Genomic DNA, 14274 nt, shown 5'->3' with positions numbered 1-14274 from the left:
CTAATTGTATAGAGATACTCGTACTGTTTACACTTATGAGTACTATGCTATGCAAAGTTTAGTGAAAAATCGATTGTGTAAGCCAAAAGTAAAACAATAGTAATAGACCCTAATTAAATTGAGTGAGTGTATGGAAATCATAGCAATTGCGAATCAAAAAGGCGGCGTGGGTAAAACCACGACGGCAGTGAATTTGACCGCCAGCTTGGCTGCGAAGCGCAAGCATGTACTGCTGATTGACTTAGACCCACAAGGCAATGCTACCAGTGGTACGGGTGTTGATAAAAACGAGCTTGGGCTAACTATCGCTGACGTATTATTGGATGGGGTGTCGCTGTCTGATGCTATTGTTACCAGTCCGGCAGGGTTTGATGTGATCGGTGCCAATCGTGATTTGGCTGGCATGGATATCACCCTAATGAATAAGACCAATAGTCATGAGCTGTTTAAAACAGCAATGGTGGCTTTGGTTAATGATCAGCTAGCTGCTAAAAAACCTGCTTACGATTATGTGGTTATAGACTGCGCACCCAGCTTGAATTTGCTGACGATTAATGCGTTAGTTGCTACAGACAGCGTCATTATTCCGATGCAGTGTGAATACTATGCATTAGAAGGCTTGGCTGATTTGTCGCAGACGATTGAGCGCTTGACGGAATTGAATCCAAAGCTATATATCCGCGGCGTGGTGAGAACATTATTTGATGCACGCAATACACTGGCTCGCGACGTGTCTGCCGAGCTGGAAGCGCACTTTGGCGATATTATGTATAAGACCCATATTCCAAGAAATATTCGCTTGGCAGAAGCGCCAGCACATGGTTTGCCAGTCATCGCTTATGAGAGATGGTCAAAAGGTGCGCGCGCTTATCAAAAATTGGCGGCTGAAGTCATGAAACAAAGTGATTAATACGCATGTATGCATGTTTTTTAGCACCAGTGATAGAATGTCAGCACAAGCGACTAAACAGATATTGAACATTGAATGTCGTATTTATAAGTAATGAGTAAGCTGTATTAATAATTATTTGGCTTTTATTTTAGCGTTAGAGGATAGGTAATCATGGCGAAGAAAAGAGGGTTGGCTGCCAATCGAGGCTTAGATGCCTTATTAGGGTCAATCAAAAAAGAAAAGCAAATCACCGCCTCTGCCTTGCAAGACGATATGGCGGCGCGTGAGAGTACTTTGCCAGCTGAAACGCTAAACGCTGATAGATTAAATGTTAGCACGCCTGCTCAATCTGATAGTAATGAGACCAGTGAAAAACCAACGACCAAAGCTATCGCCTCTGACACCACTACCAGCAGTCGAACTACACGGTCGCCGCGCACGATAAACAAAGGTACGGCTAATAAGAATCGTGTTAATGGAACAGATACTAGTGCCTCTGAAGACCAGATAAGCTTGGTGCAAATAGATGTCACGCGTTTGCAAGCGGGTAAGTATCAGCCACGCCGTGATATGAGTGAAACGGCGCTTGCAGAGCTGGCGTCTTCGATTGAGCAGCATGGCGTTATGCAACCGATCGTTATCCGTCCGTTATTGGCCAATGAAGACAAGAGTGAAGCATTCGTTACCCATGAGATCATTGCTGGCGAGCGCCGCTGGCGTGCGGCAAAAATGGCAGGAAAATCTGTCATTCCAGCGATTGAACGTGCTTTATCTGATGAGCTTGCCATCGCACTGGCCTTGATTGAAAATATCCAGCGTGAAGATTTGTCTGTGATTGAACAGGCCGCCGCATTACAACGCTTTCATACTGAATTTGGTATGAGTCATGCGATGATTGCCGAAGTCGTTGGTAAGGCGCGCACCACCGTATCAAACCTGCTGCGTCTCAATCAACTGCATGATACAGTCAAAGATCATTTGGCAAATAATGCCCTAGATATGGGTCATGCGCGCACGCTCTTGGCATTATCTTCTGAGCAGCAGCCGATTATCGCGCAAAAAATTATCGACGGTGGTATGACGGTACGCGACGCTGAAAAGTTGGTTAAATCGATCTTGCAGCCTGCGCCTAAAGCCAATCGTGCTGAGCAAACGCAATCTCGTGAGGTTGAGCGCTTGACGCAAAGACTGACAGATATGTTAGGGGCTGAAGTCAAACTCAAACACAAAAAAGATGGCCAGGGTAGTGTTGAGATATTTTTCCATAACCAAGATCAGTTAGCAGCTTTGATTAAGCACATAGAAGCACAGGCTTGATATCGCTAACGAGTTTGTCATGATGCTGTAAATTTAAGATATTTTGATAACCGCTATTTTTATAAAAATATAAAAGAGAGTCAATATGTGGGAGTTGGTAAAAGCGGGTGGGTGGTTGATGACACCTATCGTGGTGTGCTCAATATTGGCATTGGTTATCATCATCGAGCGTAGTCATACCTTACAGTTTAATAAAGTTGCCCCGAGTAGATTGCGCGAACAGCTAATCACGCGCTTACGTGAGAATGGGGATATTGGTCGTACACAGTTGATGAATGTCAAAGAAAAAACACCTTTGGGAGATATTTTAGCGACAGGGCTGCTGTATCGTCAATATGGCTTAGATTCGATGACGATGCATATGCAAAACCGCGCTAGCGTACAAGTGCATCAGTTAGAAAAAAACATCAATATGCTTGGGACCATAGGAGCGATTGCGCCACTACTCGGTTTGTTAGGCACGGTGTTAGGCATTATTTCGTCATTTTTGGCGATTACCGATGGGGCGATGCAAGACCCAACGATGCTTGCTGCTGGTGTGTCACAAGCGTTGATTACGACTGCTGCTGGTATGATCGTGGCTATTCCAGCACTGGTTGCCTATCGTTATTTTCAGCGCCGTATTATCGATATTAATGCCCAATTTGAGACGCAAGCGGGACTCATGATTCAAGAGTTGTATGATTATCATTTGCTGGAAAATACGTCTACTGCTGGCTTGAATGTGCCTGCACATCGTGCGCCATCGGCTGACGTTGTAGATAATGAGTATGCAGTGGGTGGATTAAGCTCAAATAATGGTGTTGCCGTCACTTCTTAGCATTTATTTCTTAGTATCTGTGACTGTTCAGCACGCTATAATAATCCATCAAGCACATGAGTATTCAGTAAATTAAAGAGAGTGATATGCGCTTTAGAAAACCGACTGTTGAGCCGCTCGAAATTAACTTGACCCCGATGATTGACTGTTTATTGTTTTTGATTGTTTTTTTGCTGTTAGCAACGTCGTTTAATCATTTTAGTCGTTTAAATATTATTCTTCCTGAAGCTGAAGGTGTCGCGCTGACAGAAGAGAAAAACAGTATCGAAGTGGCGGTACAAGAAGATGGCAGTTATCTGGTGAACGGTATTACGCTTGCCAGTAGTAATGAGGCAGAGTTGACCAGTATGCTACAACAAGAAGCTGGCGGTAATCGTGACATGCTATTTGTTATTGCTGCGGATGCCAATGCCACCCATCAATCGGTTGTGCGAGTGATGGACATTGCGGGTAAACTGGGGTTTTTGAACCTTAATATCAGTACGGTCGTGCCACTTGGTCAGCCGTTACCTCAGTAGCCTATAGCTACTTTAGTGCCATTGATAGATGCTCTTATAAAACTGCGATTTTAACGCAGTCCATTCATGTTATGACCCCCAAATTGAGGCTTTTATGAGCCAAGCATATCAACCTGACTCTGCAAAAACTGCTGCTAAAAAACTATCAGCAGAGCCGTCAAATATACCTAAACATAAGACCTTGCTGCGTTTGCTGAGTTATCTAAAACCATACTGGTGGGCATTAATGCTTACTGTGTTGGGCTTTGCGATTAATGCGGCGACAGAGATTTGGATTGCCAAATTACTTCAATATATCACCGATGCCATTAATCAGAACGATCAAAGCAAACAGGATTTATTTCCATTATTGATCATTGGTCTGTTTTTTGTCCGCGGTGTTGGTAGCTTTTTGGGTAATTATTATTCTGCTCTGGTCTCACGTAATTTGGTATATGAGCTGCGAGTGGAAGTCTTTAATAAATTGCTTCGTCTGCCAAGCTCTTTTTACTTAGCCAATCCTGCTGGTACCATTTCATCCAAGCTGATATTTGATGTTGAGCAAGTCACCGCAGCTAGTACAGACTCTATGAAGACGCTACTGCGTGATGGTCTGACAGTCGTCGCTTTGATAGGTTTCTTGCTTTATAGCAATTGGCGTTTGACGTTGATTTTATTCGTTGTGCTACCGCCAATATTGTGGCTTATTCGCATCGCCTCAAAGCGTTATCTAAAGTTGTCTAAAGGTATACAAGAGACGATGGGTGATGTCAGCCATATTACCAATGAAGTGATTGGTGGCTATCAGGTTGTCAAAAACTATGGTGGTCAAGCATACGAAGCCGCACGCTTCGATAAAACATCAAAAAAGAACTTACGCCAAGGCATGAAGGTCGTGGTGACCAACAGTATCAATACGCCAGCAGTACAGCTGCTAATGGCTATAGCCATGTCAGTTGTGGTGTGGCTCGCACTACGCCCATCGGTGATCGACAATATCTCAGCGGGTGAGTTTATCTCATATATCGCCGCTGCAGGTTTGCTCAGCAAGCCGGTACGCTCATTGACTGATATCAATCAAAAACTGCAAAAAGGTATCGCGGCAGGTGAGTCGATTTTTGCCTTGTTAGATGAGCCAGAAGAAACAGACACTGGTGTGCTTAGCCCTGCTTTGACGGGCGAAATCAAGCTAGATAATGTCAGTCTGATTTATCCTGACTCAACGGTCGCTTTGCGTGACTTTACGTTAGAGGTAAGAGCGGGTGAGACGGTTGCATTGGTAGGGCGAAGTGGTGCTGGTAAATCCTCTTTAGTAAATTTATTGACGCGCACCTTATCGACCTCTTCTGGACAAATTACCTTGGATGGTATACCGATTGAAGACATTAAGCTTGAGAGCTTACGGGCGCAGATTGCGATGGTCAATCAACAAGTAGTCCTGTTCAATACCACGGTATTTAACAATATTGCTTATGGTGGCTTAGCCAATAAAACCCAAGCTGAGGTTGAGCGTGCCGCAAAAGATGCCTTTGCTCATGATTTTATTATGAAAATGCCAAACGGCTATCAAAGTGAAATCGGTGCTGAAGGTTTGCAGCTGTCTGGCGGGCAGCGTCAGCGCTTATCGATTGCTCGTGCGCTATTAAAAGATGCACCAATTTTAATTTTAGATGAAGCAACCAGTGCGTTAGACAATGAATCAGAGTATTACATTCAGCAAGCACTTGATAATGTGATGAAAGATCGTACCACATTAGTCATTGCACATCGACTGACCACTATTGAATCAGCCGATCGTATCGCTGTGTTAGACAGCGGTCAAATCGTCGAGTTAGGCACGCACGATGAGCTTATGCAATTGCAAGGTCATTATGCGCAAATGTATGAACGCGACTTTGAATAAAATTATTGGACTATTCTTTGAGCAGCTTTGATGTTCAAATCTTGCTAAGTTAAAGTTTAGCTGAATAGGTAAGTGGTCAATTATCATGAGTATTGAAACGACAGTGACGCGCGCCTGGCAACGTCAAGCCGCTTGGCTATGGCTATTGCTACCTATTAGTTGGTTGTACGGACTTATCACCACGCTGCGTCGTCAAGCTTATAAAGTTGGACTGTTAGCAAGTTATCGTGCGCCTGTTCCCGTTATGGTGATCGGCAATATTAGCGTGGGCGGTAGTGGCAAAACACCATTGATCATTGCCTTGGTTCATTATCTACAAGAACGAGGAATAAAGGTAGGGGTTATCAGCCGTGGTTACGGTGGCGACACCAGTCAAATGCCCGCTTTGGTCGATGCCGCCAGTTTGCCCAACGTGGTAGGGGACGAGCCTTGTTTGATTGTCAATATGACAAATGCACCCATGGCAGTATGTCCTAATCGTAAGCAAGCGATTATAACCTTGTTAGCTGCCCATCCTGACTTGCAATTCATTATTGCCGACGATGGCTTGCAGCATTATGCACTGCAACGTGACATTGAATGGATTGTGGTCGATTCAGCACGGGGCTTTGGTAATCAGCAACTCCTGCCAACAGGTTTTTTACGTGAACCCATGTCGCGGTTGCAGGGTGCAACTGTCATATACCATGAACCACTAACAACAGATTCAGTGGACAAGAATAAAAATAATAGCAATCTGTACCGAGCCCATCGTTTGACGATGCACTTAGAGGCGGATGCTCTGCAACTCTTATGGCAACCTACTTTATCTTATTCTCAAATCGATGCACCTAAAAAGGGTCATAAAGTGCATGCGGTGAGCGGTATTGGTTATCCGCAGCGGTTTTTTGATACTTTAAATTCGCTAGGCTTTGATGTCGTTGGACATGCTTATCCTGATCATTATGATTTTGAGTTGGCGGAATTATTGCAGTATACCGAATATCCAATCGTAGTAACCAGTAAAGATGCGGTAAAAATAAGAGCGTTGCTGTCGAAAGCTACTACTGATAAAGCGCTAAATAATGAACATCAAACGCTGATAAACAGACTATGGGTGCTGCCAGTAACCGCCGAACTCTCTGACAGCTGTTATGATAATCTGCAGCAGCAGCTAAAAAAGCTAGGTATTGATATCGCAAACAATGACAATAACAGTACCAATAATAATACCAAAGCAAATAATAGATGATGCTTTAAACCGTATAAAAATTGCTATAGGAAACCCCATGTCGTCAGTGATTATGCCCGCCAAAACTCACATTGTTATCCCTGCTCGTTTTAAGAGCACGCGGCTGCCCGGCAAGCCATTACTAGAGATACATGGTAAGCCGATGATTCTTTGGGTTGCTGAAAAGGCGCAAACAGCGCACTTCGCTGATGATATGTGTATTGCCACGGATGATGATGATATTGCCAAGATATGCATGGATGCAGGGTTTGATGTGGTGATGACCAGTAGCGAGCATGCTTCAGGCACTGACCGTTTGGCAGAAGTTGCCGCCATCAAAGGGTGGGCTGACCATGATATCGTGGTCAACATGCAAGGCGATGAACCGTTAGTGCCACCGTTATTATTGGAGCAGGTAAAGGCGCTTTTGGTCACAGACAGTGATAGCGTGATGGCGACTTTGTGTGAGCCAATCGACGACTATGAGACTTTTATGCGTCCATCAGTGGTTAAGGTTGTCAGTCAACACGCTAATGACTTGCAACGTGCGCTTTATTTTAGCCGAGCGCCCATTCCTTGTGATCGTGATGTCATATTGTCCGATGATAATCATAGAAACCCACCAAAAAATGCTTATCGTCATTTAGGGTTATATGCTTATCGCGTCCGTTTATTACAGCAGTTTGTGCATTGGCCGCAAACGCCACTTGAGAGACTTGAGAGCCTAGAGCAGTTACGCGTTTTAGAAAATGGAGCGCAGATTGCTATTTCAGTTGCCGTTTGTCATCTACCTGCAGGGGTCGATACCCAAGAAGATTTAGACCGCTTAAATGCCATGAGTTTGACTGAATTTCAGAGCCCCATTGGATAAATAGCCTAAGCAAAAATATTTCATCTAAAGCGTCATGAACACGCTATATCCTGAATAATCAAGCGAAGTTATAGGACGTTAGCTATGAGTGATAAGACGCAAAATACAGGCACAATGGATACTACAGACCACATTTATTTCGCCGCGTTATTGCCATGGCAGCAAAATCTATGGTCGCAATTGACCAAGCGAGTTTTGACATCACAGCAATCTTTGCCACATGCACTATTAGCTGCTGGTATGCAAGGTATGGGCAAGCGGGCTTTTGTATGGCGTTTGGTCGCTTGGTTGTTATGCCGTGAGCGTGATAGCCATCCCACAGGGGCTTGCGGCGCGTGCGAAAGTTGCCAATGGCTAAGATCTGGCACGCATCCAAGCTTACAGGTATTGCCACTGATCAGTATGCCAATCAGTGCAGATAGTGCTGATAATCAAGAAAAATTAAGTAACGCTGCAAAGGATAAAAAATCATCCAAAACAGCCAATAACAGTGCTCTTAAGATTAAAGTGGATGATATCCGTAACTTGCAGCCTTTTATCTACCAAGGTGGTCAAGGAATGCGTATCTGTGTGTTAGACCATGCAGAGCAAATGACGATTGCCGCGGCCAATGCGCTACTCAAAACTTTGGAAGAACCACAAGCACAAGTCCATTTATTTTTGATCAGTGATACTCCAGCACAACTACTGCCCACCATTAAAAGTCGGGTGCAGCAGTTGCCATTACAGACCATTCAGCCTGTGATCGCCGTTGATTATGTGACACAGGCACTTGGCTCTACGGTCAATCGTGAAGCGGTCGGAACGGCTGCGATTGAGCAGCTTATCCAATTGGCAAATGGCGCACCTTTGGCAGCGATAGCCATGGCACAAGCGCCATGGTATAGCAAACGTGCGCTATGGTTGACGACGTGGCAGGCATTGCGGAGTGGTAAACGTAGTAGTGTGGCAGCCAGTGACTATTGGCAAAACCAACTGAGTATCACGGAATTTATTCAGCTTTCTGAGCTGATGCTACTTGATATGCGCCGTGTTTGCTTAGGGCTTAATGAGCTTCAAAAAGACGTCAATCTATCCGCTGCCTTAGAAAAGTATCCACCTGATAATAATGGCCTAGCACTTTTTTCTAGTAGCTTACAGCAGACAAAAATCGCTCTGCAACAAAATGTGCAAGAAAAATTTGCCTATGATAAGCTAATGCAAGAATTGGCTTGTTTATAAGAAAATCTGCCTTGATAGCAAATAAAAATACCAAACTTAATGAAGGAAGCTGACTATGGCCATGCCAGGACGCGGCGGGATATTAACCTGCCACATTGAAAATATCGAAATGTTATATGCCAGCTACTTGTCCTTTGTCAGTAATGGCGCATTATTTGTGCCATCCAATGACGCTCAGCAGCTAGGTAACGAGGTATTTATCGCCATCACTTTACCCAATTCTAGCGAGCGTTTGCCTATGAATGGCAAAGTGGTTTGGATTAACGCCAAAACTCAAGGTGGCCGACCGGCAGGTTTTGCGGTACAGATTGGAACTGATATTGCAGGTCAAAGAATTAAAAACGAAGTTGAGCGATTATTGGCGGGTAAAATAGATGGTTTGCAGTCCACCTATACCATGTAATTATTTATTGTACTTATAATGGTTTTGATGAGTGTTAGACGACTATTATTCAACAAACAGTATAAAAAAAGCCACCTTATATATCGATAAGGCGGCTTTTTTTATGAGCATAAGACTAGGGCGTGTCTTTATTTTAAAAATGGTGATAAAAATTGCCGTCAAACAATAAAGGCAATGCCAATAATATCGAGATATCAATAAGCTATTTGACGATGCTTGGTAAAATGTAGCCATTTTTAGCCCATTTAGAGGACAACCGATTGGATTTAGGACACAACCTAAGTAAAGTCATCATATCTTTTAATAACGCGGTGGCACATACATATCATCTGGAATAGGCTCACGGTAGTATTCGTCATCACGTTTACGATCGGGTAATTCTACCTCATCACGTGGCACTTCCTTATAAGGAATTTGTTCGAGTAGATGAGCAATACAGTTTAGCCTTGCGCGTTTTTTATTGTTACCTTCAACCACCCACCAAGGTGCTTCAGGGATATGCGTTCGCTCAAACATGGTCTCTTTAGCCTTGGTATAGTCTTCCCAACGGCGGCGTGACTGTAAGTCCATGGCTGAGAGCTTCCATTGCTTGAGCGGGTCGTGAATACGGCTCATAAAGCGTGAATGCTGCTCATCATCAGTGATCGAAAACCAGTACTTCACCAAGCGAATACCTGAGCGGACTAGCATACGTTCAAACTCAGGCACCGACTGAAAAAATTCTTCATACTGTGTATCGGTACAAAAACCCATCACACGCTCAACCCCCACACGGTTATACCAACTGCGGTCAAACAGCACAATCTCACCAGCAGCAGGCAAATGGGCGACATAACGCTGAAAATACCATTGTGATTGCTCACGTTCCGTCGGTGCAGGTAGGGCAGCCACTCGACACACACGAGGGTTTAAGCGCTGCGTGATACGCTTGATAGCGCCACCTTTACCCGCTGAGTCACGACCCTCAAATATGACGACGATACGCTCACCGCGATCAACGACCCAGTCTTGCAACTTAATAAGCTCACGCTGTAGCCTTACCAACTCTTGAAAGTACATACGACGATCAAGTCTTTCTTGCTCACTCATTTCGCGCCCATCAAAACGAAAGTCACGCACATAATCATCTATCTCGTTTTCTAGCTCTTCATCATAAGTATCGATGAGGTCTTCGTGCATCTTACGACGCAGCTGATCATTAAAAACCTCTTTATCCATACGCTCGATAAAACTGTGTTGCTCAGGTGAGCTAAGTTCCTGACGCTCTTGTGGCGTGAGGGATTTGGGATTGATGGACGAAGGTATCTTACCCATAAAAAACTCCTAATTGGTGTTGTTATGATTTTTATTGGTTATTCTCTTACTTTAGCATAACTACCGATAGAGCTATGCGTTGGCTACGTTTCATTATTGTGTTGTTAGCAAGACCATGACTAATATCCAGTTTTGAGTAGTGAATGGGCATAAAAAAGCACTCTCTAATCTATCGATTAAAGAGTGCTTTAAAGTATTTATGCTAACTATTGACTGATAATACCAATCAAATAATAGCAGTCAAAGAGTTATTTCTCTAAGATACAAGTCACGCCCTGACCACCAGCTGCACAGATAGAGATTAGTGCACGACCTGAGCCTTTTTGATCCAATAGCTTCGCTGCAGTGGCTAGGATACGACCGCCCGTTGCGGCAAATGGATGACCCGCAGCTAACGACGAGCCATTCACGTTTAGCTTGCTACGATCGATAGAGCCTAGTGGTGCATCTAGTCCTAGACGCTCTGCACAGAATTTTTCATCTTCCCAAGCAGCTAGTGTTGATAACACTTGTGATGCAAAGGCTTCATGGATTTCATAAAAATCGAAATCTTGTAGTGTTAGACCTGCACGCTCAAGCATACGCGGTACGGCATAAGCAGGTGCCATTAATAGGCCTTCTGTGGTGCCAGATTTACCAATGAAATCAACGGCGGCCGTTTCTTGATGAACGATATAAGCCAATGGCTTAAGACCACGCTCTTTTGCCCACTCATCGGTTCCTAGTAGGACACAAGAGGCACCATCCGTTAATGGTGTAGAGTTGGCTGCTGTCATCGTTGGGTTGGCGTTCTTTTTACCAAACACAGGCTTTAATTTAGCCAGTTTTTCCAAAGTAGTATCAGGGCGCAAGTTGTTATCGCGCGTCAGACCTTTGTATGGAGTAATAAGGTCATCAAAGAACCCTTCATCATAAGCGCGCGCTAGGTTTTGATGACTGTTAAAAGCAAGCTCATCTTGTGCTTCGCGGCTGATATTCCACTCAAGAGTGGTGATGGCTTGATGGTCGCCCATTGATAGACCAGTGCGTGGTTCACCGTTTTGTGGTGAATCGATTAAGTCTTTTGGATTTAGACCCATTAACGCTTTTAGGCGTTGTTTGTTGTCTTTAGCCGCGCCCAGTTTGATCAGTACTTTACGTAGACCATCACCAATCGCGATCGGTGCATCAGAGGTCGTGTCTACGCCGCCAGTAATTGCTGAATCGATAAGACCCAGTGCGATTTTATTGGCAGAAGCAAAAGTCGCTTGCAAGCCAGTACCGCAAGCTTGTGAGATATCGTAAGTTGGCGTATGTGGGTTGAGCGCTGTGTTAAGCGTGGCTTCGCGAGTTAGGTTGATGTCACGGCTTAGTTTCATGACGGCACCAGATACCACTTCACCCAACACTTCGTCTTGTAGGTTATAGCGTTCAATCAAGCCATCTAATGCAGCTGTCAACATGTCGGTGTTGCTAACGTCAGCGTATGAACCGTTCGAGCGTGCAAACGGAATACGGTTGCCACCTAAGATAGCCACACGATTTTGACCAGCAACGGCTTTGGTTTTGCTAGTTTTTTTGGCAGCAGATGCTGGCTTTTTCGTAGTAGAAGCTGGTGATTTATCATTTGCTTCTGTGGTGCTAGAAGACTCTTTATTAGACGTGTCTGTAGCTGTCGTGCTTTTAGCTTTTTTAACAGCCGTTTCTGTTTTGGCGCTGTCTGATTTATTATCAGTAGATTTTGGGGTAGTGGCTTTTACGACTGTGCTTTCAACAACAGGGCTATCAGGGTGATTGTTTTTATTACTCATAATATTATCCTTAAAAAATATGGGCAGAAGAAAAGAGGGTAACAATAGTAAAGCTAATAATAAAAATGATTACATTAAATAATTCAATAATCGAAAATAAACAAGAAGCAAATATTATCACTTATTACGCAGCATAACTGTTTATGATAAGACGTTTTTACGACCTTACTGTATATCTTTGGCAAACTATGTGACGCTTATCTAAGGTCGGTATCAGCTTTGAAAGACATCAATATGACTTTCGTAGACTGGCTAGTATCGATTATTGGCATTGCATAACGATAGATTTGATAATATATTGTTATCGATAATTGCATTTGCTATAACTTATAGGTCTGATTTTAGCACAATGTGGTGATTTTTAAATCCAGAAAAAGTGACCGTCTTGTATACTGAGTTGTTTACAGATTGTTGTAGACATTATCGGTTTTTGGACTTGTTTAAGATGGCAGTGTATAGTTAGGCCAGCTTTAGACTCATTTACTAAATATCAATAATTATGAGGTTGTTGAGTCTATATAATAGGCACATTACATTTATTACTATTATTCTAACCGTTCGTTATAGGGATTATATTATGTCAGACCGTTATGGTGATTTTGTTCAGTCTTCTATTGGCAAAAAAGTGGCCAAAAATTTGGGTTTACCGTTACCTGTTACTCTTGATCGCTTCGAAAGCGGTGAGCCTTTAGTACGTGGTAGCGTATTGGTTGGTCGTGCTAATGGCGATGATAAAAGCGTCAGTGAGTCTGTGGCGCGAATTTTGTCAGACGTACATGCTGATATTTATGTAAACAGCAGTGATGATATCAAAGATGCCCTTGCTGATGCAGGCGTTGAAGCAAAAGCCAATACGGGCGGCGATGATAAATTTAAAGTTTTGTTGTTTGATGCCAGCAATATTAGCAATGCCGATCAATTAAAAGAAGTGTATGAGTTCTTCCATACTGTGGCTCGTCGTGTAGAAAAGTCTGGTCGCGTCATTATCATTGGCCGCACACCAGAGAATATCACTGACATTGATACAGCTTTGGCTCAGCGTGCGCTTGAAGGCTTTGTAAAGTCTGTCGGTAAAGAGTTCAAACGCGGTATTACGGCACAGCTTATTTATGTGGAAGACGGCGCAGAGCAAAATCTAGATTCGACTTTACGCTTTTTCACCTCCGCTCGTTCAGCTTATGTCTCAGGACAAGTCGTACGCGTTAGTAAGGGTAGCAATGTTGATGTCGATTGGACACAGCCTCTTGGCGGTAAAACTATGCTGGTAACTGGCGCAAGCCGCGGTATTGGTGAAGCAATTGCTCGTGTATTGGCTCGCGAAGGCGCTCACGTTATCTGCCTTGATGTACCGCAGCAGCAAGCAGACCTACAAAAAGTCGCTAGCGAAATTAGTGGCTCAGTATTGACCGTCGACATCACCAGTGATGATGCTGGTAAGCAAATCGCTGAAGCCGCACAAAAGCGTGGTGGATTAGATTCAATCATCCATAATGCTGGCGTCACTCGTGATAAGACATTGGCAAACATGGACGAGAAAAAGTGGGACATGGTTATCGATATCAACCTAGGTAGTATTGCTAGGCTGAACCGCTATTTACTAGACAACGACGTATTAAAAGACAATGCACGTATCGTTTGTGTGTCATCGATTTCAGGTATCGCTGGCAACTTGGGTCAAACCAACTATGCCACCTCTAAAGCAGGGGTGATTGGTTTGGTGAATGCCACTGCTAAGCAGTTAGAAGACAACGCCAAAGGCATGACGATCAACGCTGTTGCTCCAGGGTTTATTGAAACGCAAATGACCGAAGCTATTCCATTTGCTATCCGTGAAGCGGGTCGCCGTATGAACTCTATGAGCCAAGGCGGCTTGCCAGTAGACGTGGCTGAGACCATCGCATGGTTTGCATCACCTGCTTCTGGTGGCTTAAATGGCAACATCGTTCGCGTTTGTGGTCAAAGCTTATTGGGTGCTTAATATCACTTTATAAGTAAGTGTCAATTATAAGTAAGTGTAGATGATGATTTAGATTATA

At 43.8% G+C, this 14274-nt stretch carries 12 protein-coding genes; 10 read left to right on the top strand and 2 right to left on the bottom strand.

Annotated elements, in window-relative coordinates; translation table 11 throughout:
- The first annotated feature begins 130 nt into the window (after nucleotides 1-130).
- The 9 genes from I3257_RS07270 to I3257_RS07230 all read left to right on the top strand — a co-directional run bounded on the left by I3257_RS07270 (nucleotide 131) and on the right by I3257_RS07230 (nucleotide 9134).
- The gene (locus tag I3257_RS07270; protein ID WP_201581186.1) at nucleotides 131-910 is read left to right on the top strand and encodes a ParA family protein; all 780 of its coding nucleotides are present in this window, start codon (nucleotides 131-133) and stop codon (nucleotides 908-910) included.
- 153 nt (nucleotides 911-1063) lie between these two features.
- Complete coding sequence (locus I3257_RS07265) at nucleotides 1064-2209, top strand: ParB/RepB/Spo0J family partition protein (RefSeq protein WP_238049256.1); 1146 nt, start codon at nucleotides 1064-1066, stop codon at nucleotides 2207-2209.
- 85 nt (nucleotides 2210-2294) lie between these two features.
- Nucleotides 2295-3029 carry a MotA/TolQ/ExbB proton channel family protein gene (locus I3257_RS07260; RefSeq protein ID WP_238049255.1) on the top strand — a complete coding sequence of 245 codons (735 nt, stop codon included), beginning with the start codon at nucleotides 2295-2297 and terminating at the stop codon, nucleotides 3027-3029.
- An 86-nt stretch (nucleotides 3030-3115) separates the two neighbouring features.
- On the top strand, nucleotides 3116-3547 hold the full coding sequence (locus tag I3257_RS07255) for a biopolymer transporter ExbD (protein ID WP_238049254.1): 432 nt from the start codon (nucleotides 3116-3118) through the stop codon (nucleotides 3545-3547).
- A 94-nt stretch (nucleotides 3548-3641) separates the two neighbouring features.
- Nucleotides 3642-5429: a lipid A export permease/ATP-binding protein MsbA gene (gene msbA / locus I3257_RS07250; RefSeq protein ID WP_238049253.1), complete on the top strand. Its 1788-nt coding sequence runs from the start codon at nucleotides 3642-3644 to the stop codon at nucleotides 5427-5429.
- An 85-nt stretch (nucleotides 5430-5514) separates the two neighbouring features.
- The gene (gene lpxK, locus I3257_RS07245) at nucleotides 5515-6660 is read left to right on the top strand and encodes a tetraacyldisaccharide 4'-kinase (protein WP_238049252.1); all 1146 of its coding nucleotides are present in this window, start codon (nucleotides 5515-5517) and stop codon (nucleotides 6658-6660) included.
- A gap of 37 nt (nucleotides 6661-6697) precedes the next feature.
- On the top strand, nucleotides 6698-7510 hold the full coding sequence (gene kdsB, locus I3257_RS07240) for a 3-deoxy-manno-octulosonate cytidylyltransferase (protein ID WP_238049251.1): 813 nt from the start codon (nucleotides 6698-6700) through the stop codon (nucleotides 7508-7510).
- A gap of 84 nt (nucleotides 7511-7594) precedes the next feature.
- Entirely contained in the window at nucleotides 7595-8731 is a 1137-nt protein-coding gene (locus tag I3257_RS07235; RefSeq protein WP_238049250.1) for a DNA polymerase III subunit delta', read from the top strand.
- A gap of 55 nt (nucleotides 8732-8786) precedes the next feature.
- Entirely contained in the window at nucleotides 8787-9134 is a 348-nt protein-coding gene (locus tag I3257_RS07230) for a PilZ domain-containing protein (RefSeq protein WP_045446052.1), read from the top strand.
- A 300-nt stretch (nucleotides 9135-9434) separates the two neighbouring features.
- On the opposite strand, the gene ppk2 is transcribed toward I3257_RS07230, so the two are convergent.
- Nucleotides 9435-10448 carry a polyphosphate kinase 2 gene (ppk2, locus tag I3257_RS07225; protein ID WP_238049249.1) on the bottom strand — a complete coding sequence of 338 codons (1014 nt, stop codon included), beginning with the start codon at nucleotides 10446-10448 and terminating at the stop codon, nucleotides 9435-9437.
- 248 nt (nucleotides 10449-10696) lie between these two features.
- Nucleotides 10697-12238 carry an acetyl-CoA C-acetyltransferase gene (locus tag I3257_RS07220; RefSeq protein ID WP_238049248.1) on the bottom strand — a complete coding sequence of 514 codons (1542 nt, stop codon included), beginning with the start codon at nucleotides 12236-12238 and terminating at the stop codon, nucleotides 10697-10699.
- 577 nt (nucleotides 12239-12815) lie between these two features.
- Between I3257_RS07220 and I3257_RS07215 the strand changes: the two genes are divergently transcribed.
- Nucleotides 12816-14216, top strand: a complete 1401-nt coding sequence (locus I3257_RS07215) for a 3-oxoacyl-ACP reductase (protein ID WP_238049247.1) — start codon at nucleotides 12816-12818, stop codon at nucleotides 14214-14216.
- Nucleotides 14217-14274: the final 58 nt, after the last annotated feature.

Origin of the sequence: Psychrobacter sp. Ps7 (assembly GCF_022129225.1) — a bacterium.
Classification (GTDB): Bacteria; Pseudomonadota; Gammaproteobacteria; order Pseudomonadales; family Moraxellaceae; genus Psychrobacter; species Psychrobacter immobilis_A.
Note: the sequence above shows the minus strand (reverse complement) of the source record. Positions and strands in the feature narration are given on the sequence as shown.